Origin of the sequence: Streptomyces sp. NBC_01451, from assembly GCF_036227485.1 — a bacterium.
Classification (GTDB): Bacteria; Actinomycetota; Actinomycetes; order Streptomycetales; family Streptomycetaceae; genus Streptomyces.
Map to the genome: position 1 here is coordinate 1,267,914 of NZ_CP109479.1, position 26,358 is coordinate 1,294,271.

21 protein-coding genes are annotated in these 26,358 nt (G+C 71.2%); 6 read left to right on the forward strand and 15 right to left on the reverse strand.

Going from position 1 to position 26,358, the window contains the following annotated elements; translation table 11 throughout:
- Positions 1-49: 49 nt before the first annotated feature.
- From OG595_RS05510 to OG595_RS05540, 7 genes are all read right to left on the reverse strand, one after another.
- Entirely contained in the window at positions 50-829 is a 780-nt protein-coding gene (locus OG595_RS05510) for an ABC transporter ATP-binding protein (RefSeq protein ID WP_329268403.1), read from the reverse strand.
- A complete protein-coding gene (locus tag OG595_RS05515) occupies positions 822-1,751 on the reverse strand; it encodes an ABC transporter permease (protein WP_329268405.1) in 930 nt (309 codons plus the stop codon). Before OG595_RS05515 ends, OG595_RS05510 begins: the two co-directional genes overlap by 8 nt.
- A gap of 100 nt (positions 1,752-1,851) precedes the next feature.
- Positions 1,852-2,736, reverse strand: a complete 885-nt coding sequence (locus OG595_RS05520) for a glycosyltransferase family 2 protein (protein WP_329268407.1) — start codon at positions 2,734-2,736, stop codon at positions 1,852-1,854.
- Entirely contained in the window at positions 2,733-3,515 is a 783-nt protein-coding gene (locus tag OG595_RS05525) for a CDP-alcohol phosphatidyltransferase family protein (RefSeq protein ID WP_329268409.1), read from the reverse strand. The genes OG595_RS05520 and OG595_RS05525 overlap by 4 nt, the downstream gene beginning before the upstream one ends.
- Entirely contained in the window at positions 3,493-4,554 is a 1,062-nt protein-coding gene (locus OG595_RS05530) for an iron-containing alcohol dehydrogenase family protein (RefSeq protein ID WP_329268411.1), read from the reverse strand. Before OG595_RS05530 ends, OG595_RS05525 begins: the two co-directional genes overlap by 23 nt.
- Positions 4,542-5,294 carry a phosphocholine cytidylyltransferase family protein gene (locus tag OG595_RS05535; protein WP_329268414.1) on the reverse strand — a complete coding sequence of 251 codons (753 nt, stop codon included), beginning with the start codon at positions 5,292-5,294 and terminating at the stop codon, positions 4,542-4,544. Before OG595_RS05535 ends, OG595_RS05530 begins: the two co-directional genes overlap by 13 nt.
- The gene (locus tag OG595_RS05540) at positions 5,291-7,135 is read right to left on the reverse strand and encodes a DUF5941 domain-containing protein (RefSeq protein ID WP_329268415.1); all 1,845 of its coding nucleotides are present in this window, start codon (positions 7,133-7,135) and stop codon (positions 5,291-5,293) included. Before OG595_RS05540 ends, OG595_RS05535 begins: the two co-directional genes overlap by 4 nt.
- A 444-nt stretch (positions 7,136-7,579) precedes the next feature.
- Here OG595_RS05540 and OG595_RS05545 point away from each other — a divergent pair, with 444 nt between their 5' ends.
- Positions 7,580-8,518 (forward strand): cation diffusion facilitator family transporter, encoded by a 939-nt coding sequence (locus tag OG595_RS05545; RefSeq protein WP_329268417.1) that lies wholly within the window; start codon positions 7,580-7,582, stop codon positions 8,516-8,518.
- A 231-nt stretch (positions 8,519-8,749) separates the two neighbouring features.
- Positions 8,750-9,346, forward strand: coding sequence for an isopentenyl-diphosphate Delta-isomerase (idi, locus tag OG595_RS05550; protein ID WP_329268418.1), 597 nt, complete (start codon positions 8,750-8,752; stop codon positions 9,344-9,346).
- Positions 9,347-9,349: 3 nt separating this feature from the next.
- Here the strand turns inward: idi and OG595_RS05555 are convergent, their stop codons facing one another.
- The gene (locus OG595_RS05555) at positions 9,350-9,859 is read right to left on the reverse strand and encodes an ATP-binding protein (RefSeq protein ID WP_329282671.1); all 510 of its coding nucleotides are present in this window, start codon (positions 9,857-9,859) and stop codon (positions 9,350-9,352) included.
- A 243-nt stretch (positions 9,860-10,102) separates the two neighbouring features.
- Here OG595_RS05555 and OG595_RS05560 point away from each other — a divergent pair, with 243 nt between their 5' ends.
- The gene (locus OG595_RS05560; RefSeq protein WP_329268420.1) at positions 10,103-10,867 is read left to right on the forward strand and encodes an enoyl-CoA hydratase/isomerase family protein; all 765 of its coding nucleotides are present in this window, start codon (positions 10,103-10,105) and stop codon (positions 10,865-10,867) included.
- Here OG595_RS05560 and OG595_RS05565 read toward each other — a convergent pair.
- Positions 10,854-11,489 (reverse strand): DJ-1/PfpI family protein, encoded by a 636-nt coding sequence (locus tag OG595_RS05565; protein ID WP_329268422.1) that lies wholly within the window; start codon positions 11,487-11,489, stop codon positions 10,854-10,856. The genes OG595_RS05560 and OG595_RS05565 overlap by 14 nt on opposite strands.
- Positions 11,490-11,518: 29 nt before the next feature.
- The gene (locus OG595_RS05570) at positions 11,519-12,478 is read right to left on the reverse strand and encodes a GlxA family transcriptional regulator (RefSeq protein ID WP_329268424.1); all 960 of its coding nucleotides are present in this window, start codon (positions 12,476-12,478) and stop codon (positions 11,519-11,521) included.
- 195 nt (positions 12,479-12,673) lie between these two features.
- Here OG595_RS05570 and OG595_RS05575 point away from each other — a divergent pair, with 195 nt between their 5' ends.
- Positions 12,674-15,046: a Tex family protein gene (locus OG595_RS05575; protein WP_329268426.1), complete on the forward strand. Its 2,373-nt coding sequence runs from the start codon at positions 12,674-12,676 to the stop codon at positions 15,044-15,046.
- 189 nt (positions 15,047-15,235) lie between these two features.
- On the opposite strand, the gene OG595_RS05580 is transcribed toward OG595_RS05575, so the two are convergent.
- Entirely contained in the window at positions 15,236-16,879 is a 1,644-nt protein-coding gene (locus OG595_RS05580; RefSeq protein WP_329268428.1) for an ABC-F family ATP-binding cassette domain-containing protein, read from the reverse strand.
- Positions 16,880-16,927: 48 nt separating this feature from the next.
- On the reverse strand, positions 16,928-17,980 hold the full coding sequence (locus OG595_RS05585) for an oxidoreductase (RefSeq protein WP_329268430.1): 1,053 nt from the start codon (positions 17,978-17,980) through the stop codon (positions 16,928-16,930).
- A gap of 90 nt (positions 17,981-18,070) precedes the next feature.
- Here OG595_RS05585 and OG595_RS05590 point away from each other — a divergent pair, with 90 nt between their 5' ends.
- Positions 18,071-18,991 carry an FAD-dependent oxidoreductase gene (locus tag OG595_RS05590; RefSeq protein WP_329282672.1) on the forward strand — a complete coding sequence of 307 codons (921 nt, stop codon included), beginning with the start codon at positions 18,071-18,073 and terminating at the stop codon, positions 18,989-18,991.
- Positions 18,992-19,110: 119 nt separating this feature from the next.
- Here the strand turns inward: OG595_RS05590 and OG595_RS05595 are convergent, their stop codons facing one another.
- Together OG595_RS05595 and OG595_RS05600 are read right to left on the reverse strand one after the other, a co-directional pair.
- On the reverse strand, positions 19,111-20,388 hold the full coding sequence (locus tag OG595_RS05595) for a M14 family metallopeptidase (RefSeq protein WP_329268433.1): 1,278 nt from the start codon (positions 20,386-20,388) through the stop codon (positions 19,111-19,113).
- Positions 20,385-22,346 (reverse strand): Xaa-Pro dipeptidyl-peptidase, encoded by a 1,962-nt coding sequence (locus tag OG595_RS05600; protein ID WP_329268436.1) that lies wholly within the window; start codon positions 22,344-22,346, stop codon positions 20,385-20,387. The genes OG595_RS05595 and OG595_RS05600 overlap by 4 nt, the downstream gene beginning before the upstream one ends.
- A 238-nt stretch (positions 22,347-22,584) precedes the next feature.
- Here OG595_RS05600 and OG595_RS05605 point away from each other — a divergent pair, with 238 nt between their 5' ends.
- A complete protein-coding gene (locus tag OG595_RS05605) occupies positions 22,585-24,072 on the forward strand; it encodes a M1 family metallopeptidase (protein ID WP_329268439.1) in 1,488 nt (495 codons plus the stop codon).
- A gap of 73 nt (positions 24,073-24,145) precedes the next feature.
- Here OG595_RS05605 and OG595_RS05610 read toward each other — a convergent pair whose 3' ends face one another.
- Positions 24,146-26,320 (reverse strand): 3-hydroxyacyl-CoA dehydrogenase NAD-binding domain-containing protein, encoded by a 2,175-nt coding sequence (locus OG595_RS05610; RefSeq protein WP_329268442.1) that lies wholly within the window; start codon positions 26,318-26,320, stop codon positions 24,146-24,148.
- Between the last annotated feature and the right edge of the window lie 38 nt (positions 26,321-26,358).

Consider the following 26,358-nt stretch of genomic DNA (forward strand, 5'->3'; position numbering starts at 1 on the left):
TTCCGGCGGGGCCCCGATTCGCCCGGTCGATCACCGGTGCGATTCCCGGCTACCTGCCGGTGAACTTCTCGTACTCCTTGAGGACCTCGTCCGTCGGCCCGTCCATGCGCAGTTCGCCGCGTTCCAGCCACAGGACGCGGTCGCAGGTGTCGCGGATGGACTTGTTGTTGTGACTGACGAGGAACACCGTGCCCGCGTGCTTGCGCAGCTCGCGGATGCGGTCCTCGGAGCGCTTCTGGAAGGACCGGTCGCCGGTCGCCAGGGCCTCGTCGATCATCAGTACGTCATGGTCCTTGGCGGCGGCGATGGAGAACCGCAGCCGCGCCGCCATGCCGGAGGAGTAGGTGCGCATCGGCAGGGTGATGAAGTCGCCCTTCTCGTTGATGCCCGAGAAGTCGACGATCTGCTGGTAGCGCTCCTTGATCTCCTCGCGGGACATACCCATCGCGAGGCCGCCCAATATGACGTTCCGTTCGCCCGTGAGGTCGTTCATCAGGGCGGCGTTGACGCCGAGGAGCGAGGGCTGCCCGTCGGTGTACACGTGCCCGCTCTCGGCGGGCAGCAGGCCGGCGATGGCGCGCAGCAGGGTCGACTTGCCGGAGCCGTTGGAGCCGATCAGGCCGACGGCCTCGCCCCGGTAGGAGACGAAGGAGACGCCCCGTACGGCGTGCACCTTGCGTACGCCGGGCGACTCGCCGCGTCTGAGGATGCGGCTGAGGGCGGAGGTGGCGCTGCCCTTGCCGGTCTTGGCGCCGTTGACGCGGTAGACGATGTGGAGCTCGTCCGCGATGACAGTGGGGATCCTGTCCCCCGGAATCGGGTCAGCCACGGCCGTACCTCTCCTCCGACTGCCAGAAGTACACGAAGCCGCCGAGGGCGAAGAGCGCGGCCCAGCCGGCCGCGACCGCCCAGACGTGCGGCGGCAGGTTCTCCGAGCCGTAGCCGTCGATGAGCGCGAAGCGCATCAGGTCCATGTAGATGGCGGCCGGGTTCCACTGGAGGACGTCGGCGACCCACACCGGCTTGTCGGCGAGCATGACCGGGATGGAGAACATCACGCCGGACGCGTACATCCACGTACGCATCACGAACGGCATCAGCTGGGCAAGGTCCGGGGTCGCCGCGCCCCACCGGGCCATGATCAGCGCGAGGCCGGTGTTGAAGAGGAACTGGAGTGCCAGCGCCGGGACGATCAGCAGCCAGGACGCCTTGGGGTAGCTGCCGAAGCCGATCGACACCACGAACAGCACGATCATCGAGAAGAGCAACTGCTGGAGTTGCTGCAGCGCGAAGGAGACCGGCAGGGCGGCGCGCGGGAAGTGCAGGGCGCGCACCAGGCCCAGGTTGCCGGAGATCGCGCGGACGCCCGCCATCACCGAGCTCTGCGTGAAGGTGAACACGAAGACGCCCGTGACGAGGAACGGGATGTACACCTCGCGGGGCATGCCGCGGTCGGCCTTGAGGATCACACCGAAGATGAAGAAGTACACGGCCGCGTTCAGCAGCGGTGTGGCCACCTGCCACAGCTGGCCGAGTTTGGCCTGGCTGTACTGGGCGGTCAGCTTCGCCTGCGAGAAGGCGAGGATGAAGTGACGCCGTCCCCAGAGCTGGCGGACGTACTCGACGAGTCGAGGGCGGGCGCCGCTCACGGCGAGCCCGTACTTCGCGGCGAGGTCGGCCGCGGAGAGGCCGTCGTCGGGTGACGGTCGGTCGCTCACCGCGACACCGCCGTCATGCGTTGTCTCACTCACAAATGGAAACTTTCGTCTTCAATATGCGCAGCTGAACGGGGCAGAGCGCGGGCCGTGCACCGGGATGCCGTCGGCCCGCGGGGCTCTCAGGGAGAGCTTGTCAGATCACTGGGGGGCGGCCCAGTCGGGTCAGCCGCCACACCGTACGCCACCGGATGGGCCGGCGGGGTCCGCACGGGGTGGTCAGGCCCTCCTTGAACCCGCCCCACCAGGCTCTGAGCGCCGGGCGGGAGGGCCGTCGGAGGAGTGTGAGGAGCAGCCAGTCCCCCAGGTACACGGGCACGAGGGGGGCGGGAAGGTTGCGGCGGGCCAGCCAGACCCGGTTGCGGGCGACCATGCGGTGGTAGACCGCGTGCCGCGAGGGCGCGGTCGCGGGGTGGTAGAGCAGCATGTCGGCCCGGTAGTCGATCATCCAGCCCGCGTCGAGGGCCCGCCAGGCGAGGTCGGTCTCCTCGTGGGCGTAGAAGAACTCCTCGGGGAGGATGCCCACTTGGGCGAAGACCTCGGTACGGACGGCGTTGGCGCCGCCGAGGAAGCTGGTGACCCGGGAGCTGCGCATCGGGTCCGTGGTGCCGGGGCGGGGTACGTGGCGGCGCTGGGTGAGGCCGGTGTCGGGGTCGGCGATGCGGAAGCTGATGATGCCCAGTTCCGGGTCGGCGGTGAACGCCTGGCGGCACAGTTCGGCGGTGTCCTGGTGGCCGAGGAGGCCGTCGTCGTCCAGGAACATCAGGATGTCGACGTCGCGGCCGGCCGGGCCGAACGCCTCGATGCCGACGTTGCGTCCGCCGGGGATGCCGAGGTTCTCGGGCAGCTCGATGCTCCGTACGCCCGCGGGGAGGTCTGGGACGGGCGAGCCGTTGCCGACCACGACGACCTGGACCGGGTCGCCCTCCTGTTTGGCGATCGAGTCGACGAGGGCGCGCAGTTCGTCGGGGCGGTTGCCCATGGTGATGATCACCGCGCCGACTCTCATCCCGGTACTCACCGCAACCTGCTCGACGCGAGGATGGACACGAGGTGCAGCACGGTCTGGAGGATCGCGATGCCGGCCAGGACCGCGATGCCCAGGCGGGTCCAGAACAGGTCGCCGCCGACGAGGTCGAGGACCGCCACGAAGAGGACGAACAGGCTGGCCTCGATGCCACCGATCAGCCGGTGGAACCTGAGCGCGGCGGCGGCCTTGCGGGCCAGGGCGAGGCCTTCGGAGCGCGGCACCGCCAGCTCGTCCCTGGCGGCGACCAGGCCGCTGCGGGACCGGGCCACGTCGACCAGGTCGGTCTCCGCCTTGATCAGGATCGCGCCGAGCGCGGCCAGGGTGCCGAGGAACGCCCACAGCCACTCGGGGCTCCCGGAGCCGTCCCACAGGTCGGCGCCGCGCAGCCCGAAGCCGATCAGCAGGGCCGCCTCGGACAGGTAGTGGCCGATGCGGTCGAGGTACACGCCGGTGATCGAGGTCTGGTTGCGCCAGCGGGCGATCTCCCCGTCGACGCAGTCGAGGAGCAGGTACAGCTGCATCAGCAGGACGGCCAGGATCGCCCCGGTGAGGCCCGGCACCAGGAGTGCCGCGCCCGCCAGGCCGCCCGCGACGACCATCAGGTACGTGAGCTGGTTGGGCGTGATCCTGGTGTCCACCAGGTAGCGGTCGACCCTCAGGGACACCTCGCGCATGTAGAGGCGTCCCGCCCAGTGCTCGCCGCTGCGCCGGTCCTTCACCCCTTCGGGGTGGACGACGGGGCGTAGTTCAGCTACCGATGGCCTTGACATAGTCCGCGTACGTGTCCTTGATCTGGTCGTTCGTGAGGTCGAGGTGTTCCAGGATCGTGTAGCGACCGGGTCTGGTCTGCGGGGCGTACTCGACGACCCGTACGAACTCGTCCGTGGTGAAGCCGATCTCCTGGGGGAGCACCGGCAGTCCGTGCCGGCGCAGCACCTCGGCCATGTACGCCGCCTCTTCGGGCGCGCCCCGCAGGAACATGGCGAAGGCGGCGCCGAGGCCGCACTGTTCGCCGTGGCTCGCGGCACGCTTGGGGTACAGCAGGTCGAAGGCGTGGTTGATCTCGTGGCAGGCGCCGGAGGACGGGCGGGAGTCGCCCGACACCGACATGGCGATGCCGGTGAGGACGAGTGCCTCGGCCAGTACCTGGAGGAACGCGTTGTCGCCGACCCCGCCGGGATGGCGCAGTACGGCCTCGCCGGCCTGGCGGGCCATCGCCGCGGCGAGTCCGTCGATCTTCTCGCCGTTGACCTGGCAGGCCAGCTCCCAGTCGGCGACCGCGGAGATGTTCGACATGGCGTCGCCGATCCCGGAGCGCACGAACCGCGCCGGTGCCTCCCGGATCACGTCGAGGTCGATGACGACGGCGATCGGGTTCGGTACGCCGTAGGAGCCGCGTCCCGCGTCGTTGTCGAGGGTGGCGACCGGGGAGCACAGGCCGTCGTGGGCGAGGTTGGTGGCGACGGCGACGAGGGGCAGGCCGACGCGGGCGGCGGCGAACTTGGCGCAGTCGATGATCCGGCCGCCGCCGAGGCCGACCACGGCGTCGTAGTGGCCGGACTTGATGGCGTCGCCCAGTTTGACCGCGTCGTCGATGGTGCCGCCGCCCACCTCGTACCAGCTCGCGCCGGGCAGCGCCGGGGCGAGCCGCTCGCGCAGCCTGGCACCGGAGCCGGAGCTGATCGCGACGGCGATCTTCCCGGAGTGCGAGATCCGCTGGTCGAACAGGACGTCCGCCAGATCGTTCAGGGCCCCCCGGCGGATGTCGACGACGACCGGCGAGGGGATCAGCCTCGTCAGTACCGGCACGCGATCTCCCGTCCTCGGGCGAGATCGTCGTGGTTGTCTATCTCGACCCAGGGGACCTCGCCGATGGGCGCCACGTCGATCCGGAAGCCGCGGTCGACCAGTTCCTGGTAGCCGTGCTCGTAGAACTGCTGGGGGTCGGTCTCCCACACGGTCTTCAGGGCGTCGGCCAGGTCCGCGGCGGCGGCGCCCTCGATGAGGGTGACGCCGATGTACTCGCCGGTGGCCTCGGCCGGGTCCATCAGCTTGGTGATCCTCCGCACGCCCTGCTCCGGGTCCACGATCACCTTCATCTCCTCGTCGGCGAGATCCTTCACCGTGTCGAGGGCCAGGATGATCCGCTTCCCGTCGCCGCGCGCGGCGAGCAGGGTCCGCTCCACGGAGACGGGGTGCACGGTGTCGCCGTTGGCCAGGATGACCCCGTCGGCGAGGGCGTCCCGGCCGCACCAGAGGGAGTAGGCGTTGTTCCACTCCTCGGCGCGGTCGTTGTCGATGAGGGTGACCTTCAGCCCGTACTTCTTCTCCAGGGCCGTCTGCCGCTCGTACACGGCTTCCTTGCGGTAGCCGACGATGACCGCGGCCTCGGTGAGGCCGATCTCGGCGAAGTTGGCGAGGGTGAGGTCGAGGACGGTGGGGCCGTCCTCGTCGCCCGCGGGGCCGACCGGCACGAGAGCCTTGGGCAGGCTGTCGGTGTAGGGGCGCAGACGCCGACCGGCGCCGGCCGCCAGCACGAGGCCGATCATGCGGGTACTCCTTCGTCGTGTACGGCGGGCGCGCCGCCCTGGTGGGCGGTCACCCAGTAGCGGATGCTCTCGGTGAGCACCAGCAGGGCCACGGCCACGGCGAGGACCGTGAGCGCGACCACGAACTGCGGGGCACTGAGCAGCGCGGCCAGTACGACGACCACCAGTGTCCGGCCCTCGTGCCCTCCGCTCGCCCGTACCAGCCAGCGCGGGGGCGCTCCGGCGTTGCCACGGATGCGGTACACCGTGTCGTAGTGATGGTAGGCGACGGCGGCCACGAGGCCGAAAGCCGCGGGAAGTGCTCCGTTTACCTCCGCTTTGCCCGCGAGGACGAGGACTGTGCCGTATTCGGCGGCCCGGAAGACCGGGGGGACCAGCCAGTCGAGGCGGCCCCTGAGCGGGATCGAGACCGCGACACCCGAGGCGAGCACGTACAGCGCGGCGAAGCCGGCGGGCACCCAACTGCCGTAGGAGCACAGCCACAGCGCGACGACCAGCGGGACGGTGCTTTCCAGCGCCGGGACGAAGCGCGAGCTGCCCGGTGTACGCACCGGGATCCGCCCGATCAGCTCCGCGAGCGGCCCGCTGTCGGCGAGGTCCGCCAGTGCCCGCGTTGCCCGTTCGGTGCGCTCGGCCTTTCGGGTGAGTGAGCGCAGGACGCGGCCCGCCGTGGTGTACGTGGCAGCGAAGCCGCAGCCGACGAGCAGCACGGTGAAGGTGGTCCGGGGCGTGGTCAGCGCCGTGAGGACGGCGATGAGGGCCCAGCGCTCGCCGATCGGCAGGACGATCATCCGCCGGACCCAGACCGTCCAGCGGACGCCGTCGAGGCGGTCGGAGAGGGCGGCCGTGGGGCTGGTGTTGGCCGTCGCGGCCGTGTCTCCCGCGGTCGCCTCGTTGAAGGCGAAGTCGACGACGTGCCGGCAGGTCTGGAGGATCATCGCGCCGAGGGCCAGCGCCCATACGTCGTCGCCGCCGCGCGCCGCCCCGAGGGCGAGGCCCGCGTAGAAGGCGTACTCCTTGGCGCGGTCGAAGGTGGCGTCCAGCCAGGCGCCGAGCGTCGAGTACTGGAGGGAGTAGCGGGCGAGCTGGCCGTCCGCGCAGTCCAGGACGAAGGAGACCAGGAGGAGCACGCCCGCCGTGACGAAGCCGCCGCGGGAGCCGGTGGCCGCGCAGCCGGCCGCGATCAGCGCGGTGAGCAGCGAGGCGGTGGTGACCTGGTTCGGGGTCAGACCGCGCCGTGCGCACCAGCGGGCCAGATAACGGGAGTACGGGCTGACGCAGAAGGTGGTGAAGAAGCCGTCCCGGGACTTCACCGCCGACTTCAGGCGTACGGCCTCGTCGTCGACGGCGGCGACGGCCCGCATCGCCGTCTCGCGGGCCTCGGGACCGGCGGGGACGACGGCGGTCAGACTGCCCAGCCCGGGGCGGTGGACGCCGGGGCCGTCCGCGTCCAGGGCGAGGGCGATGCGGTCCACGAGGCTGTCCACGACGACGGCCGAGGAGGCGCCGCCGGGCTCGGCCGGGGCGTCGCCGCACGCGGAGATCTCGCGGGCCAGTTCGCGGGTCAGGGCGGTGCGGCCGGCGCCCGGCTGTGCCGTCACGGCGCCCGGTACGGCGGCCAGGGGGAAGCGGGGGTCGGTGAGGCCGAGGCGCAGCGCGTGGAGGTGCCCGACGAAGCGGGCGTCCACGACGGCGACCCGTTCGTCACAGGGCGACTCGGCGAGCAGGGTCTCGGTGTCGGCGACGTCGGTCGCGCTCCGCACGTCGAAGCCCAAGGACCGCAGATCGTCCTCGATCGACGATCCGGGAACCGGCTGACCCGTGAGGATGGCGGTCGGCAACCGAACTCACTCCCTGGACACCGGCACGTGCGCGCCGGTCCTGTACATGATGGTGGGGGAACCCTGACCCACGGTGGCCGGGCAGCATGTCGGCAGAGGCTATCGGATGGGGCCGCGCCTTGGTTCACCGGCTGCTCAGGGTCCGTTTCCGGCGGACCGGCGGCCGCCCCTACCGGATCATCATGAGCGACCCGGTAGGCCGCGCACAAACCGTGACCGGCGTCAAGGACCGCCACGGACTCCCCCGCAGCGTCCCCGGCCGTCGAGGCGTGGCGATCTTCGGAGGCGCTGACCTGCGTTTCGTTTCCGCAGGTCAGGGCACATGACAACGGTGTTCAGTGCCGCGTTGCCACATACCCCCCACCCGTAGTTCACTGATCCCGGCACGGGTCTCGGGACGGGACCCGGGACGGGACCCGGGACGAACACCAGGAGGCGGCTTCCATGGGGGCTGGGCACGATCACGGACACGCGCACGGCGCGCCGACATCGGGTACGGCGGCAGCGGCGTACCGCGGGCGGCTGCGTTTCGCGCTGGCCATCACGCTCACCGTCATGGTCGTCGAGATCGTCGGCGGGATCGTCGCCGACTCGCTCGCGCTCATCGCGGACGCGGCGCACATGGCGACGGACGCGCTCGGTCTCGGCATGGCGCTGCTCGCGATCCACTTCGCGAACCGCCCGCCGAGCGGCAACCGGACCTTCGGCTACGCCCGCGCCGAGATCCTCGCCGCGCTCGCCAACTGTCTGCTGCTGCTCGGCGTCGGCGGATACGTCCTGTACGAGGCGATCCAGCGGTTCGTCACGCCCGCGGAGACCGAGGGCGGGGTGACCGTCGTCTTCGGTCTGATCGGCCTGGTCGCGAACATGATCTCGCTGATGATGCTGATGCGCGGCCAGAAGGAGAGCCTGAACGTGCGCGGTGCCTTCCTGGAGGTCGCCGCGGACGCGCTGGGCTCGCTGGCGGTGCTGATCTCGGCGCTGGTCATCATGGCGACGGGCTGGCAGCGGGCCGACCCCATCGCGTCGGTCGCCATCGGCCTGATGATCGTGCCGCGCACCTGGAAGCTGCTGCGCGAGACGCTGAACGTGCTGCTGGAGGCGGCGCCCCGGGACGTCGACATGGCGGAGGTGCGGGCCCACATAGTGGCGCTGCCCGGCGTGGAGGACGTACACGATCTGCACGCCTGGACGATCACCTCGGGCATGCCGGTGCTGTCGGCGCACGTGGTCGTCAGTTCGGAGGTGCTGAGCGGGATCGGGCACGAGAAGATGCTGCACGAGCTCCAGGGCTGTCTGGGCGACCACTTCGACGTGGAGCACTGCACCTTCCAACTGGAGCCGGGCGGACACGCGGAGCACGAGTCGAAGCTGTGCCACTGAGCCCGTCCGGCGCGCGTCGCGGACGGAACGCAGCCGTCCGGCGCGCGCCCTCGTCTCCTCCTTCAAGCCCCCCTCGCGGGCGGTTCCCCGGCCGGGGAACAGGGCACGATTGACTATCCGGTCACCGTCGGGCCGCTTTCGCGCCGGACAGGCGGGGGATGCCGCGAAGTGCCGGGAGTGCCGGATTCGTACGGCAGACTTGGGGCTCGAAGACCGAGGCGAAGGATGGGTATGCCGATCACACCTGCCACCGCGACGCACAACAGTTCGTCGAACGGCACCGCAGAAGCGATCTTGCTCGAACTGGTCGACGAGAACGGCACGACGATCGGCACCGCCGAGAAGCTCTCCGCCCACCAGCCACCGGGCCTGCTGCACCGGGCGTTCTCCGTCTTCCTCTTCGACGAGCAGGGCCGACTGCTTCTCCAGCAGCGCGCGCTGGCCAAGTACCACTCCCCCGGTGTCTGGTCCAACACCTGCTGCGGCCACCCCTACCCCGGGGAGGCACCCTTCGCGGCGGCGGCCCGGCGGACGTACGAGGAGCTGGGGATCTCGCCGTCGCTGCTCGCCGAGGCGGGCACGGTCCGCTACAACCACCCCGACCCGGAGTCGGGCCTGGTGGAGCAGGAGTACAACCACCTGTTCGTCGGGATGGTGCAGTCGCCGCTCGCGCCGGATCCGGAGGAGGTCGGGGACACGGCCTTCGTGACCCCGGCCGAGCTGGCGGAGCGGCATGCGAAGGAGCCGTTCTCGGCCTGGTTCATGACCGTGCTGGACGCGGCGCGCCCGGCGGTCCGGGAGCTGACGGGCCCGTCCGCCGGCTGGTGACGGCTACGGCTGAAGCTGTGCGGGGGTGAGCGGCAGCGCCGCCCAGACGACCTTGCCGCCGCTCGCCGTGTGTTCGATGTCGCAGACCCCGCCGGCCTCCCTGGTGACCTCGCGGACCAGCAGCAGACCGCGTCCTCCGGTCCGGCCGTGGTCGGCCTCCAGGGCGGTGGGTCGGTAGGGGTGGTTGTCCTCCACGGACACCCGCACCCACTCGGCTCCGACGGCGACCTCCACGGCGAGTGTCGGCGACAGGACCGCCGCATGCCGTACGGCGTTCGTCGCCAGCTCCGACACGATCAGCAGCAGCCCCTGCACCAGGTCGGGCGGGGCCGGCACGCCCTGCCGGTACAACAGGTCCCGGACGGCGTGCCGCGCCTGCGGCACGGAGGCGTCGACTGCGGGCGCGGTGAACCTCCACACCCCTTCGTAGGGAAGCGGATCCGGGGGTCTGCGCTCCACGGGTTCGCCGTCGTCCGCCGGGCGTGAGCCGGACTCGCGCCCAGGGTTCTCCATCGTTCGGTCGCCGCCCTCGCGCTCGATTGTCACCACACGATGAGTGTTGGCAACAACGCGCCCCCACCGGAGAACTGAACAGAAGTCAGCACGTATCGAGCGCTTCTGACAGATGGCTTGCGACACGAGCCCAGACACGACTGGACCTGGCCATGTCGTGTCGACTTCGCGAACTATTCGGGTTGTACGGGTTTGGTGCCGTCCACGTCGGGACGCTCCGCACCGGCGGATACGATCCGGCGCATGGAGCCGCAGCTGACCCACAGTTCCGCCGACGGGATCGCCACCGTCGTCATCAGCCACCCGGCCAGGCTCAACGCCATGACGGTCGGCATGTGGCGCGCGCTGCCGCCGCTGCTCGCCACCCTGGCCGCCGATCCGGACGTCCGCGTCCTGGTGCTCACGGGGGCGGGCGGAACGTTTTGCTCCGGGGCCGACATCTCGACGCTCAAGGGCTCGCCGGAGGAGGCGCAACGGCTGTCCGTGCTGGCCGAGGACACGCTCGCGGCCTTCCCGAAACCGGTGCTCGCGGCGATTCGCGGGCACTGTGTGGGCGGCGGGGCACAGCTCGCGGCGGCCTGCGATCTGCGGTTCGCCGAGGAGGGGTCGCTGTTCGGGGTGACTCCGGCGAAACTGGGCCTGGTGTACTCGGCGTCCTCCACAAGGCGGTTGACGGCCCTGGTGGGTCCGGCGACGGCCAAGTACCTGCTGTTCTCCGGCGAGTTGATCGACACGGAGCGTGCGCTGCGGACCCGGTTCCTCGACGAGGTGCTGCCCGCGGGCGAACTCGACAAGCGGGTCGTGGAGTTCACCCGCGTCCTCGTCTCGCGCTCGCGGCTCACCCAGGCCGCGGCGAAGGAGTTCGCGGACGGGCGCACCGACCGGGACGCGTACTGGGCCGGGCAGGCGCGGGAGAGCGGCGAAGCCGCGGAGGGGGTCGCCGCGTTCCTGGAGCGCCGCCCCGCGGACTTCTCCTGGGTGGTGCCGGCGTCGCCTACGCGACGGTGAACCTGCTGCGGGAGCGGAGGCGTTCGACCACGTGCGCGGGCGCCTTGTGCGGAGCGCCCGCGTCGTAGGGCGGCTGGGGGTCGTACTCCGTCCACAGCTGTACGGCCTGTGCCTGCTCGTCGCCCGCGATCCGGCCGGTCAGCGTGAGGGCCATGTCGATGCCGGAGGAGACCCCGGCGGAGGTGACGTACTTGCCGTCGGTCACGACCCGCTCGCCCGTGGGTTCGGCGCCGTACCGCGGGAGTTCGCCCAGCGCCAGCCAGTGCGAGGCCGCGCGGCGGCCGGTGAGCAGGCCGGCGCCGGCCAGGAGCAGTGAGCCGGTGCACACGGACGTCGTCCAGGTGCTGGTGGCGTCCACGGCGCGCAGCCAGCCGAGCAGGGCCTCGTTCTCCATCTGGGCGGACTGGCCCGGGCCACCGGGGACGACCACGATGTCGGGGTGCGGTACGTCGGCCAGGGTGCGGTCGGCGGTGAGGGCGAGGGTGCCGCTGTCGTTGCGGACGGGCCCGGTCTCCTCGGCGACGAGGACGGTCTCCGCGTCCGGGAGCCGGCTGAGGATCTCGTACGGGCCGACGACGTCGAGAGCGGTGAAGCGGTCGAAGAGCAGCAGGGCGATCTGCATGGTGTGCCTTCCGGTGCGGTGCGTGCGGGTCAGTGGTCGGGGGCGGGGCGGAAACGGCGGCGGTACTCCGCCGGGGCCGTGCCGAGGCTTCTGACGAAGGCCCGGCGCATGGCCTCGGGGGTGCCGTAGCCGCTGGCGCGCGAGATTCCCCCGATGCCGTCGGAGGTGTCCTCCAGGAGGCGCCGGGCGTGTTCGAGGCGGACCCGGTCGACGTACCGGCCGGGGGTCGTGCCGGTCTCGGTCCGGAAGGCGCGCGCGAAGTGGCGGGGGGACAGCCGGGCGCGGGCGGCGAGGGATTCGACGCTCAGGTCGTCCTCCGGGTGTTCGGAGATCCAGTGCTGGACCTCCCGGAGCGGCTCGCGCCGGGCGGTCTGCGCGGCGAGCTGGGCACTGAACTGGGCCTGGTTCCCCGGCCGGCGCAGGAAGACGACCAGATGGCGGGCGACGGCGAGCGCGGTGTCGCGCCCCAGGTCCTCCTCCACGAGCGCGAGGGCGAGATCGATCCCGGCGGTGACACCGGCCGACGTCATCACCCGGCCGTCGCGAACGTGGATGGGCCCGGGGTCGACCTCGACGGCCGGGTGGTCGCGGGCGAGCCGGTCGCAGTACTTCCAGTGGGTGGTCGCGCGCAGACCGTCCAGGAGACCCGCGGCGGCGAGCAGGAGCGCTCCCGTGCAGACGGACACCAGCCGTTCGGGGCGCGTCCCGTGCACGCGCAGCCAGTCGGCCAGACGCGGATCCGCGGGGCGGGTGCCCGGGCCGCCGGGGACCAGCAGGGTGTGCGGTACGGGCGCGTCGGCGAGAGTCCCGTCCGGTACGAGGACGAGGCCGCTGGAGGTGCGGACGGGCTCGCCGGTCAGCGAGGCCGTACGGATGCGGTAGGTGCCCGGATGCCCGGTGGAGGCCTGGGCGAGCACCTCGACGGGGCCGGTGACATCGAGGATCTGGACGTTGTCGAAGAGGACGACGAGGACGGTTCGCTGCGCCATGCCCAGATTCTTGGCGGGCACGGACGATGGCCGCAATGACGAGTTTCCCACCTTTCCTGCCACCCCCGGTGTGCGGTGGCCCGATGACCGTCCACTTCCGGTCCCTCGCGCGCCGTGCGGCGCCCTGATCCCCGGTTGTCGGTGCCACCTGCCACAATTGCCGCGCAACCTCAGTGGAGAAGGCGGTACGGGATCGTGACGACACCCCTCGTAGGGTCCATCGAAGGCAGGATCGCCGAGGAACTCGGCGTACGGGAGCGGCAGGTGAGGGCTGCCGTCGAGTTGCTCGACGGCGGTTCGACGGTGCCCTTCATCGCCCGCTACCGCAAGGAAGCGACCGAGATGCTCGACGATGCGCAGCTGCGCACGTTGGAGGAGCGGCTGCGCTATCTGCGGGAGCTGGAGGAGCGGCGGGCCGCGATCCTCGAATCGGTGCGCGAGCAGGGCAGATTGACGCCCGAGGTCGAGGGTCAGATCCGCGGCGCCGAGACGAAGGCGCGCCTGGAGGACATCTACCTGCCGTTCAAGCCGAAGCGGCGGACGAAGGCGCAGATCGCGCGCGAGGCGGGCCTGGAGCCGCTGGCCGACGGCCTGCTCGGGGACCCGTCAGTCGACCCGCTCGCCGCGGCGGCGGCCTTCGTCGACGCCGGCAAGGGCGTCGCCGATCCGCAGGCCGCGCTGGACGGCGCACGCTCGATCCTCACCGAGCGCTTCTCGGAGGACGCCGACCTGATCGGCGAGGTGCGCGAGCGCATGTGGGTGCGCGGGCGGCTGGCCGCCAAGGTGAAGGAGGGCAAGGAGGAGGCGGGCGCCAAGTTCGCCGACTACTTCGACTTCACCGAGCCCTTCACCGCCCTGCCCTCGCACCGCATCCTCGCGATGCTGCGCGGCGAGAAGGAGGACGTCCTCGACCTGGTCCTGGAGCCGGAGGAGCCGACGGAGGGTCCTTCCTCGTACGAGGCGGTCATCGCCCACCGTTTCGGGATCGCCGAGCGCGGCCGTCCCGGCGACAAGTGGCTCAAGGACACCGTGCGCTGGGCCTGGCGGACCCGGATCCTCGTGCACCTGGGCATCGACGTGCGCCTGCGGCTGCGTACGGTCGCGGAGGACGAGGCGGTCAAGGTGTTCGCCGCGAACCTGCGCGACCTGCTCCTCGCCGCCCCGGCCGGCACCCGCGCGACGCTGGGACTGGACCCGGGGTTCCGTACGGGCGTGAAGGTGGCCGTGGTGGACGCGACGGGCAAGGCCGTCGCCACGGACGTGATCTATCCGCACGTACCGGCGAACAAGTGGGACGAGGCGGTCGCCAAGCTGGCGCGGCTCGCCAAGGAGCACTCGGTCGACCTGATCGCGATCGGCAACGGCACGGCGTCCCGCGAGACGGACAAGCTCGCCGGTGAACTCATCGCCAAGCACCCGGAGCTGAAGCTCACCAAGGTGATGGTGTCCGAGGCGGGCGCGTCCGTGTACTCGGCGTCGGCGTTCGCCTCGCAGGAGCTGCCGGGAATGGACGTGTCGCTGCGCGGGGCGGTGTCGATCGCCCGGCGGCTCCAGGACCCGCTGGCCGAGCTGGTGAAGATCGACCCGAAGTCGATCGGGGTCGGGCAGTACCAGCACGACCTGTCCGAGGTGAAGCTGTCGCGGTCGCTGGACGCGGTGGTCGAGGACTGTGTGAACGGTGTCGGTGTCGACGTCAACACGGCGTCCACGCCCCTGCTGTCGCGGGTGTCCGGCATCTCCTCCGGGCTCGCGGAGAACATCGTGGCCCACCGTGACGCCAACGGGCCGTTCACGTCCCGGTCCCAGCTGAAGAGTGTCGCGCGGCTCGGGCCGAAGGCGTACGAGCAGTGTGCGGGGTTCCTGCGGATCCGGGGCGGGGACGATCCGCTGGACGCGTCCAGTGTGCACCCGGAGGCGTATCCGGTGGTGCGGCGGATGGTGAAGTCGGCGGGGAGCGAGGTGGCGTCACTGGTCGGGAACACGGCGGTGCTGCGGTCGCTGCGGCCCGACGACTTCGTCGACGAGAAGTTCGGCCTGCCGACGGTGACGGACATTCTGCGCGAGCTGGAGAAGCCCGGGCGCGACCCGCGGCCCGCCTTCACGACGGCCACCTTCAAGGAGGGGGTCGAGAAGATCGGCGACCTGGCCCCCGGGATGGTGCTGGAGGGTGTGGTCACGAACGTGGCCGCGTTCGGGGCGTTCGTGGACGTCGGCGTCCACCAGGACGGGCTGGTGCATGTGTCCGCGATGTCCAGGACGTTCGTCAAGGACCCGCACGACGTCGTGAAGTCCGGTGACATCGTCAAGGTGAAGGTGCTCGACGTCGACATCCCGCGGAAGCGCATCTCGCTGACGCTGCGGCTGGACGACGAGGCGGTGGCCGCCGGGGAGGGGCAGGGAGGTGGGCGCCCTCAGCAGCGTGGCGGTCGGCCGCCTCAGCCTCGGCAGCAGCGGCAGGGGCAGGGGCAAGGGGGTGGAGGGGCTCGACAGGGAGCGCCTGCGCCGGGGAACAGCGCGATGGCCGATGCGTTGCGGAAGGCCGGGTTGGTGGACCCGAAGCGGCGGTGAGCGTGCGGTGAGAGGGATTGCCGGGTGCCCTTGTCGTGAGGGCACCCGGGGTTGGGGTCGACGGGCGGGTGGGTCGCGCAACCCGGCGCGAGACGCTCCGTGGTTCGTGTGGTTCATTGCTGCGGGCCGGTGGGGGCTGGTCGCGCGGTTCCCCGCGCCCCTAGGGGCGCGGTCGCGCACCCGCTGCGGCTACGCGAGCTCCGACACCTTGCCGTCCGTCACCTCGAAGCGGCGCGTCACCTGTACCGCGTCCAGCATTCTGCGGTCGTGGGTCACCAGGAGCAGCGTGCCCTCGTAGGAGTCGAGGGCCTGTTCCAGCTGTTCGATGGCCGGCAGGTCGAGGTGGTTGGTCGGTTCGTCCAGGACCAGGAGGTTCACGCCCCGGCCCTGGAGGAGTGCCAGGGCCGACCGCGTGCGTTCGCCCGGGGACAGGGTCGCCGCCGGGCGCAGGACGTGTTCCGCCTTCAGGCCGAACTTGGCCAGGAGCGTGCGGACCTCCGCCGGTTCCGTGTCGGGCACCGCCTCGCAGAACGCGTCCAGCAGCGACTCTGGGCCGAGGAAGAGCTTGCGGGCCTGGTCCACCTCGCCGACCACGACGCCCGAGCCGAGCGTGGCGTGGCCCGCGTCCAGGGGGACACGGCCCAGCAGGGCCCCCAGCAGGGTCGACTTTCCGGCGCCGTTCGCGCCCGTGACCGCGATCCGGTCCGCCCAGTCGATCTGCACGGTCACCGGGCCGAGCGTGAAGCCCGCTCGGCGCACCTCCGCGTCCCGCAGGGTCGCGACCACCGAGCCGGAGCGCGGGGCCGCCGCGATCTCCATGCGCAGTTCCCACTCCTTGCGCGGCTCCTCGACCACGTCCAGCCGTTCGATCATGCGCTGGGTCTGGCGGGCCTTCGCTGCCTGCTTCTCGCTGGCCTCGCTGCGGAACTTGCGGCCGATCTTGTCGTTGTCGTTGTTCGCCTTGCGCCGGGCGTTCTTGACGCCCTTGTCCATCCAGCCACGCTGCATCTGGGCGCGGTCCTGGAGCGCGGACCGTTTGTCGGCGTACTCGTCGAAGTCGTCGCGGGCGTGCCTGCGGGCGACGTCCCGCTCCTCCAGATAGGCCTCGTAGCCGCCGCCGTACAGCTTGATCTGCTGCTGGGCCAGGTCGAGTTCGAGGACCTTGGTGACCGTGCGGGTGAGGAACTCGCGGTCGTGGCTGACGACGAGCGTGCCGGCGCGCAGGCCCTTGACGAAGCGTTCCAGGCGTTCGAGGCCGTCGAGGTCCAGGTCGTTCGTCGGTTCGTCGAGGAGGAAGACGTCGTAGCGGGAGAGGAGCAGGGAGGCGAGGCCCGCCCTTGCCGCCTGGCCGCCGGACAGGGACGTCATCGGCTGGTCCAGGTCCACGGTCAGGGCCAGCGAGCCGGCGACCTCCTCCGCCCGTTCGTCCAGGTCGGCGCCGCCGAGGTCGAGCCACCGCTCCAGGCTCTCCGAGTACGCGTCGTCCGCGCCCGGGGATCCGTCGACCAGCGCCTGCGTCGCCTCGTCCATCACCCGCTGGGCCTCGGCCACGCCCGTGCGGCGGGCGAGGAAGTCGCGGACGGTCTCGCCCTCCCGGCGCTCCGGCTCCTGCGGGAGATGGCCGACGCTCGCACTCGGCGGGGACAGGCGCAGTTCGCCCTGTTCGGGCGGGAGCAGCCCGGCCAGCATCCTGAGCAGCGTGGACTTGCCCGCGCCGTTGGCACCGACGAGACCGATCACGTCTCCGGGCGCGACGACCAGGTCGAGCCCGGAGAAGAGGGAGCGGTCGCCGTGGCCGGCGGCGAGGTTCTTGGCGACGAGAGTGGCAGTCATCAGAACGCCGATCCTAGCTGCCGCCCGCGGTGCGCCGCGTCCGGGATTTCACCGGGCCATCGGCTCCACCAGCACGGTTCCCGACGTGCGCGCCACGATGAACGTATCGCCCTTCACGGCCTTCGCGTCCAGGGCGATACGGTGCCGGCCGGGTTCGAGGATGCCGTCGAAGACGTCGAGCGTGTGGGTGCGGTACAGACGGTCCAGGCGGTACGCGGTGAGGTGGACACGGCAGGTGGAGCTGACCTCTATGCCCGCCGCTCCGTCGGCGGCCAGCAGGCGGGTGAGCCGGCGTTGTTCCAACGGGCTGCGGTCCAGGGCGTGTTCGATCTGGGCGACGAGGAGCGGGACGATCGGGGCGAGAGCGTCGACGTACGCCACCTCGACGCCGGCGCGGTCGAAGGCGCGGCGTACGGCGGCACGTTCCTCCTCGTCGATCGCGTGGCCGAAGGCGACGGCTCCGTAGCCGCGCAGTTCGTCGGCGGGAACGTCCGTGGCGTCCCTGGTGATGTCCGCGCCGATGCCGATGGTGCGCAGCGCGGCGGCGAGCTTGGCGAGGACGGCGACGCGGGCGCCGATCAGCAGGACCCGGCGGCGGGCCGCACCTGATCCGGCGGAGTGCGCCGCCTCGGTGGTCTCCGCGGTGTCGAGGAGGGAGCCGAGCGCCTCCCGGTACGCGGCGCCCGGGAAGCGGAAGGGCCCGATGCCGTGGTAGCCGTTGAGCTCCAGGTCGGCATGGGTGTCCGTCTGCCAGGCGAAGTCGCGCCACACGTAGTCGTCGCCGTCCTTCTCGATGGCCGCCGTCACCGCGCCGCACTCCAGGTCGGCGCACTCGGGACAGCCGTAGATGATGTACCGGCCGCCCGCCAGGGGGGCTTCGGCCTCCAGGAGCAGGCCGCGGACCTGGGCGGTGAAGATCGCGGGCGGGATGTCGGAGGCGAGCGGGGAGACCGCGTCGAGGTCGGACAGCTGGTGGAGGAGGGGGCGGCCGTCGACGATGAAGTCGAGGAAGTCCCGGTGGACCTGGTAGTCACCGTTGGCGAGGACTCCCCCGGCACGCATCGCCGGTGCCAGGCCGAAGGTCGCGTAGTCGGCAGACATGGTGTGAGTATCCCCAGACTGGGACCGGTCTGAGCACGGCATGACATATTCCGCTACGGTCCCCCGGTGGAGAAGCGGCGGAGTGGCGAAGTGATCGTGGTCGGCGGCGGGGTCATCGGCCTGACGACGGCGGTGGTGCTGGCCGAGCGCGGGCGCCGGGTCCGGGTGTGGACGCGGGAGCCCGCCGAGCGGACCACCTCGGCAGTTGCGGGTGCGCTGTGGTGGCCGTACCGGATCGAGCCGGAGGCGTCCGCCGGGGAGTGGGCGCTCGTCTCGCTGTCGGTCTACGCGGAACTGGCGGACCGGCCCGGGGAGACGGGCGTACGCATGGTCGAGGGTGTACAGGAAGGGCTGCGGCTGGACGGGCTGGGGCCGTGGGCCGCTCGGGTACCCGAGCTGCGGGAGACGGACGAAGGGCTCCGGGCGCGGCTGCCGCTGATCGACATGCCGGTGCACCTGGGGTGGCTGCGGGACCGTTTCCGCGCGGCGGGCGGCGTGGTGGAGGAACGGTCCGTCGAGGATCTCGCCGAGGCCGCGGAGGCCGGCGGGGCGGATGTCGTCGTCAACTGCACGGGGCTCGGGGCGCGCGAGCTCGTGCCCGATCCGGCGGTGCGTCCCGTTCGGGGGCAGCTGGTCGTCGTGGAGAACCCGGGGATCACGACGTGGTTCACGGCGGCGGGGCACGGCGACGCGAAGACCACGTACTTCTTCCCGCAGCCGGGCGGCCTGATCCTGGGCGGCACGGCCGATGAGGACGAGTGGTCGCTCGTGCCCGATCCGGCCGTGGCGGCGGAGATCGTGCGGCGCTGCGCGGCGGTGCGGCCGGAGATCGCCGGGGCGCGGGTGATCGGCCACCGGATCGGGCTGCGGCCCACCCGCGACGCGGTGCGGCTGGACCGTGAACTCCTCCCCGGCGGGCAGGTGTTGGTGCACAACTACGGGCACGGCGGTGCGGGGATCACGGTCGCGTGGGGGTGCGCGCGGGACGCTGCGGGGCTCTGCGAGGGCTGAGCGACCGGCGGGCTGGGTGGGTGGTGTCCCTGCCGCCCCGTGGGGGGCTGGTCGCGCAGTTCCCCGCGCCCCTGAAAGGGGCGCGGGTGCTCACCCGTGTTCCAACGACACCGGCCCGTTCAGCAGTCGTCGTCCGGCCGCCCCGCCGTCAGGTGGTACGGCGCCCGCTCGTCGAGGAGCAGCGGGACGAGGGCGCGCAGCGACTGGCGCAGCGGGACGTAGGCCCCGTCCCCGCTGTTGTCCGGCCGTACCCGCACTCCGTGCAGCGCCAGTTCGTCGGCCACCTCCGTGTACTGGTCCCCGGTGAGCCGATAGCCGCACGGCGGGTTCTCGATCACCTCGGCGGGTTCGGCCGGGTCGTTGTCCGCGCCGCCGAGGTAGACGGGCCCGGTGTCCCGGTATCCGGCCTGCCGGGCGGCTCCGGTGGCCGCGTCGACCTGCCTGCCGCGCTCCCCGGCGAAGCTGAACAGCCCCTTCAGGGCGGCTAGTTGGGAGTTCACGCGACGCCTGTTGTTGTCCGGCTCCGGTGTCCCTTCGGTCAGCGGCTCGACCCGGCTCTCGATCAGCAGCCCGACCGCGTGCTTCACGCCGGACATGTTCCGCAGGATGCGTTCCTGGCCGTCCCCGGCGACCTGCCGGATCGGGTCACCGGTGACGGGGTCGGTCCAGATGCCGTACGTGCCGGTCGTGAACCCGGCGCTCCGGGCTGCCGGTCGTACGTACGTCTGCGACAGGGTCTGTGCCTCGGTGTGCACTGCCGTATCGGTGTTGAGGTTGCGCGGCCAGAGGTCGAACAGGTCCTTGTCGTAGTAGAGCGGCGTGGCCCCGTACTCGTGCAGGTCGTAGACGACGTCGGGTCGGCGGTCGCGGAGGACCGCCGCCATCGCCCGTGCCTCCGCCGTTCGCAGGGACAGGTGGTCGCGGTTGATGTCGACGCCGTCGCTGTTGCCCCGGGTGTCGGCGGCCCGCCCGTCGGGGTTCGCGGTGGGGACGACGAGGAGGGTCGTGCGCGACAGGAACGCCTTCGTCCGGGCGTCCTTGGCGTACGCCAGGTCGCGGATCGTCGTGAGACAGGCCTCGCGGCCGGACGGCTCGTCACCGTGCTGGCTGCAGATGAGCAGCACGGTGCGGGTGGTGGGGCGTTCGCCGATGCGTACGAGTTGCAGCGGACGGTTCTGTTCGGTGGTGCCGATGCGGGTGAGCGTCACGCGGGCGCTCCCCCGGTCGACGGCGGCCAGGAAGTCCTGTTCCTCGGCCTGGCTGGTCCAGCGGGCACCGTTCGTCTGCTCGAATCCGGTGCTTGGGGGCCGGCTTCGGTCGTCGGCCGCGTGGGCGGGGACCGACAGCAGGGGTGCGGCGAGGGCGGCGGCGATCAGCGCTGCCGGGCGCGGTTTCATACGGCTCCCGGTATGCGGTGGGCGGCGCGCGGGTCGCGGACGCCGTCGAGGAGGGACGGGCTCGGAGTGGCCGCGGCGGCGCCCGCCGTGGCCCGCGCGAAGGCGCCCGCGCCGCCGACGAGGGGGACCCTGGCCGTCGTACGGGACAGGTCGAGCGTCAGGGTCGGGGTGGTCGACGGGGGGTCGATGAGGTCCTTGTCCGTGCCCGCGACGATCAGGGCGAGGCGGTGGCCCGCCGGGACGACGTGGTCGCTCGCGTGCAGGTCGAGGGTGATCGTGTAGGGCTTGCCCGGGGTGAGCGGGACGCCCTTCGTGGCCGAGGCGTGGTTGCCCAGGTCGGCCCAGCCACGGCTGAAGATCGTGTAGTCGACGGGCGTCGTCCTCGCCTGCGTCGAGCGGAAGCAGGAACTGTCGCCGGTGGTGCTCGGGCCCCAGCAGGTGCGGTCGGTGAGCGTGGTGATGCCTTCGGCGCCGTCGGCGTAGTCCCGGATGGTGTCGGGGCCGAGGTCGACCAGGACGGCGGTCAGATGGGCCGTCGAGGTGCTCGGGGTGGCTGTCACCGTCACCGTGGACGATCCGGAGACGCGCAGGTCCTTGGTGAGCGGCTCGGTGAGGAAGCCGGCCTTGCCGGGCGTCGGGCTGTCGACCTGGGCCGACCAGTCGGTCTCGCTCAGGCTCGGGTCGTCGGTGAACGTCGCCGTGCCGGACCGCCCCCGCAGGCCCAGGGTGCCGACGCCGGGCCGGTCGCCGGTGCCGGGGCGCAGGGTCACCGTGTGCGTGGTGCGGGGCGGCCAGACGGCCGAGGTGACCCACTGGTCGGGGTGGCGTTCGATGTCGGCCATGGGCTCGTCGTCGATGCCGTTGTCGTAGCCGAGGAGTTCGTGGTCGAACCAGCGGTGCAGGGTGTCGACCCAGGTGGCGCGGCGGAAGTCGAAGGGGTCGACGTGGCCGGTCTGGGAGAGCCAGATCTTGCGCTCGACGCCGTGCTTCGCGAGGGCGTCCCACCACTGGCCGAAGTGCTTGGGGCGGACGTTGAGGTCCTGCTGGCCGTGGACGACGAAGACGCTGGCCGTGACCTTCCTGGCGTCCTTCGCGTAGTCGCGCTCGGTCCAGAAGGAGGTCCGGTCGCCGGTGCGCGGGGCTCCGTCGACGATCTTCTGCTGTACGGCGGCGCACTTGGCGCGGGCGGCCGGGCTCTCGACGTAGTCGGACAGCCATTCGGGGCCGGAGTCGTAGAGGGGGGCGCCCTTGGCGAAGTAGTAGTCGTACCAGGAGGAGATGGCGCTGATCGGGACGATCGTCTTCAGGCCCTGCACGCCGGTGGCGGCCACACCGTTGGCGATCGTGCCGTCGTAGCTCTTGCCGATCATGCCGGTCCTGCCGTTGGTCCAGGCCGCCTTGGCGCGGTCGGTGCCGGTGCGGCTCGTGTAGCCCTTGGCGCGGCCGTTGAGCCAGTCGACGACGGCCTTCGCGGACTGGATGTCGGAGCGTCCGCCGACATCCACGCAGCCGTCCGAGCGGTTGGTGCCGGCCAGGTCCACGCCGACGAAGGCGTAGCCGCGCGGCACGAAGTAGTTGTCGTAGAACAGTGGCATCTGGACAACGTTGCCGTCGGCGTCGTACGTCTTGCGCTGGCCCTCGTTGCCGCGTCCGCAGCAGGAGTAGTAGGGGCTGGCGTCCATGATCACGGGCACCTTGCGGCCCTGCGCGGCGGGTTCGCGCGGCCGGACGATGTCGACGGCGACGCGGTCGCTCTTCCCGTCGCTGTCACCGTCGAGTCCGGTGTCCACCCAGACGGCCTCACGGATCGCGTTGTCGTAGGAGTAGACGGGTCTGCTCTCCCGTGGCTCCCGTGGGGCGCCGTGGGCGACGGCCGGGGTGAGCAGGGCGGCCGTGAGGGCGGCGGTGGCCGCCGCCGCGAGCGTTCGCCAGGTCGTGGAGCGCGTGCGTATCGGCATGCGCGGACGGTACATCGGTCAACTCCCGTACAAAAGAGGGCAGCTGAGGGGCGGGAGGGGTGCGGTGGCGATGAAGTGGCTGAGAAGCGCCTGTGAGGCGGACGGTGTGTGGCGGCCGAATGGCGATCGTGTGACACCGGTGGCCGTGGACAGATGCCGGGGCACAGCGAATGAATAGGCTCCGGACAGACTCACCCTCCCCCCACGACTACGACTGTCTCTACGACTTGGAGCTCTCGTGCACCGCAGACTCATCGCTCCCGGCGCGCTCACGGCCTCCCTGCTGCTGGCGATCCCGGCATCGGCCGCGGGCTACGTCCCCGGGGCACCGGGCATCGGCGACCCCTACTACCCGGCGTACGGCAACGGCGGATACGACGTCTCGCACTACGACCTGCGGCTCAAGTACCAGCCCGCGACCGACGAGTTGGAGGGCACCGCCACCCTTCTCGCGACCGCCACCCAGGATCTCTCACGGTTCGATCTGGACTTTCTGCTGGACGTCGGCGAGGTCCGTGTCAACGGCGCCGTGGCGGCCTTCGCCACCTCCGGCGAGCACGAACTGGAGATCACTCCGCGCACTCCCCTGCCCAAGGGTTCGGCGGTCACCGTCGTCGTGCGGTACAGCGGAGTTCCCTCGTCGAAGCAGGCGTACGGCTTCACGAGCTGGCACCGCACTCCGGACGGCGGCGTGGGCGCCAACGAGCCCGAGTCCGCCTGGTGGTGGTTCCCCAGCAACGACCATCCGCTCGACAAGGCCACGTACGACGTCTCGGTGCTCGTCCCGGACGGCTCGCAGGCGATCTCCAACGGCACGCTCCAGTCGACGAGTTCACGCCTCGGCTGGACCCGCTACAACTGGCGGTCCGACAAGCCGCAGGCCACGTATCTCGCCACCCTCGCGGTCGGGCGGTTCGACCTCACGACCGGGACGACCGAGAGCGGCATCCCGGTGGTCAACGCCTACAGCAAGGACCTCGGCGACAACTACGGGGCGGCGCGGGCGAGCATCGAGCGGACCGGGGAGGTGGCGGACTGGCTGGCCGGGTACTTCGGCCCCTACCCGTTCAACGCGCTCGGCGGATATGTCCCGAACACGACCACCGGGTACGCCCTGGAGACGCAGACGCGGCCCTTCTACAGCCCGCGCCAGTTCGCGAACGGCACGAACGTCTCCGTCGTCGTCCATGAGCTGGCCCACCAGTGGTACGGCGACGACGTGTCGGTCGCCGGCTGGAAGGACATCTGGATCAACGAGGGCTTCGCGCGGTACGCCCAGTGGCTGTGGTCCGAGCACGAGGACGAGGGCACGGCACAGGAACTCGCCGACTACGTGTACGCCCTGCACCCGGCGGACGACCCGTTCTGGACCGTGAAGCCGGGCGACCCGGGGCCCGACAACCAGTTCGACCTGGCCGTCTACGACCGGGGCGCACTGGCCCTCCAGGCACTGCGCAAGGAGATCGGCGACGAGGACTTCTTCGCGGTCCTGAAGGGGTGGCCCACCAAGTTCGCGTACGGCAACGCGTCCGTCGCCGACTTCCGTGCGTACGCCGAGCAGGTGTCCGGCGAGTCGTTGGGGGCGCTGTTCGACACCTGGCTGTTCCAGGCGTCGAAACCGGCGGCTCCGGCGGCACGGGCGTCGGCCGTACCGGTCGAGCCGAAGTCCTGGAAGGAGATCTCGGCGACGAACTCCGTGCACGTTTCCAGCCCGTCCGGCGTTTGAGGAGGAAGAGGTCGTTCGGGGCCGGAGCGGGGGTCTGGGAGCGCCGCCCCCAGGACGGGGGCGGCGGGGAACCCTAGCCGTCCCCGAAACCCTCCCCCTTCGCCGCCTTCTCCAGCAGCAGCGCCGGCGGAGCGAACCGCTCCCCGTACCGGTCGGCCAGCTCGCGCGCCCGGGCGACGAACCCGGGAAGGCCGCCCTCGTAGCCGTTGATGTACTGGAGGACACCTCCCGTCCAGCCCGGGAACCCGATCCCGAAGATCGAGCCGATGTTGGCGTCGGCGACCGACGTCAGCACGCCCTCCTCCAGCAGCCTCACCGTGTCCAGCGCCTCCGAGAACAGCATCCGTTCCTGCATGTCCTCGAAGGGGATCCGCGCGTCCTCGCGCGTGAAGTGCTCGCGCAGTCCCGGCCACAGCCCGGCCCGCCTGCCGTCCTGCCCGTACTCGTAGAAGCCCCCGCCCCCGCTCCGCCCGGTACGGCCGAACTCGTCCACCATGCGGTCGATCACCGCCTCCGCGGGATGCGTCACCCACGTACCGCCCGCCTCCTCCACCGCCCGCTTGGTCTCCGCCCTGATTCTGCGCGGCAGCGTCAGCGTGAGTTCGTCCATGAGGGACAGCACCTTCGCCGGGTAACCGGCCTGCGCCGCCGCCTGTTCGACCGACGCGGGCTCGATGCCCTCGCCGACCATCGCCACACCCTCGTTGATGAAGTGCCCGATGACCCGTGAGGTGAAGAAACCGCGCGAGTCGTTGACCACGATCGGGGTCTTCCTGATCTGGCGCACCAGGTCGAAGGCCCGTGCCAGCGCCTCCTCCCCCGTCCGCTCGCCCTTGACGATCTCGACGAGCGGCATCTTGTCGACCGGCGAGAAGAAGTGCAGCCCGACGAAGTCGGCCTGGCGTTCGACACCTTCGGCGAGGGCGGTGATCGGCAGCGTGGAGGTGTTGGAGCACAGCAGGGCGTCCGGTTCGACGAGGTGCTGGATCTCCTGGAACACCTTGTGCTTCAGGGCCGGGTCCTCGAAGACCGCCTCGATGACCGCGTCGCAGCCGGCCACGTCCTGCGGATCCGAGGTCGGCGTGATCCGGGCCAGCAGTTCGTCCGCCTTCTCCTGGGTCGTACGCCCCCGGGAGACGGCCTTCGCGCACAGCTTCTCGGAGTAGGCCTTCCCCCGGGCCGCCGCCTCGGCCGACACGTCCTTGAGGACCACGTCGATGCCCGCGCGGGCGCACGAGTAGGCGATACCCGCGCCCATCATCCCGGCGCCGAGGACCGCGACCCTGCGGACCTGGCGCGGCTCGACGCCCTTGGGCCGGTTGGCGCCCGAGTTGACGGCCTGGAGGTCGAAGAAGAACGCCTGGATCATGTTCTTCGACGTCTGTCCGGCGGCCAGTTCCACGAAGTAGCGGGCCTCGATGACCTGTGCGGTCTCGAAGTCGACCTGGGCGCCCTCGACGGCCGCCGCGAGGATACTGCGGGGCGCCGGGTAGGGCGCGCCGTTCGTCTGCTTGCGCAGGTTGGCGGGGAAGGCCGGCAGGTTCGCGGCGAACCTGGGGCTGGCGGGGGTGCCGCCCGGGATCCGGTAGCCGGGTTTGTCCCAGGGCTGCCACGACTCGGGGTTGGCGTCGATGAAGGAGCGGGCCTTGGCCATCAACTCGTCCTGGGTGGCGGCCACTTCGTCGACCAGGCCGTTCTTCAGGGCGCGCTGGGGGCTGTACTGGGTGCCCTGGAGCAGCACCTTCAGCAGCGCGTCGGCGATGCCCAGCAGACGTACCGTACGGACGACCCCGCCGCCTCCGGGCAGCAGGCCCAGGGTGACCTCGGGGCAGCCGATCTTCGTACCCGGCGCGTCGAGCGCGACCCGGTGGTGGCAGGCCAGCGCCAGCTCGTAGCCGCCGCCCAGGGCCGCGCCGTTCAGTGCCGCGACCACCGGCTTGCCGAGGGTCTCGATGCGGCGCAGGTCGCGCTTGATGGCGAGGCCGCCGTCGAAGAGCTCCTGGGCCGTTTCGGGGGTGACCCGGATCAGGTCGCGCAGGTCGCCGCCCGCGAAGAACGTCTTCTTGGCGGAGGTGAGGATGATGCCGCGGATCGTGTCCTTCTCGGCCTCCAGACGGTCGGTGACCACCGCGAGGGAGTCCCGGAACGCCTGGTTCATGGTGTTCGCGGACTGGGCCGGGTCGTCGAGGACGAGGGTGACGAGACCGGTGCGGTCCTGTTCCCAGCGGATGGTGGTGCTCTGTGTCATGACAGGGATCTCCGTAGAAGCTCAGAAGTCTCTTGGTG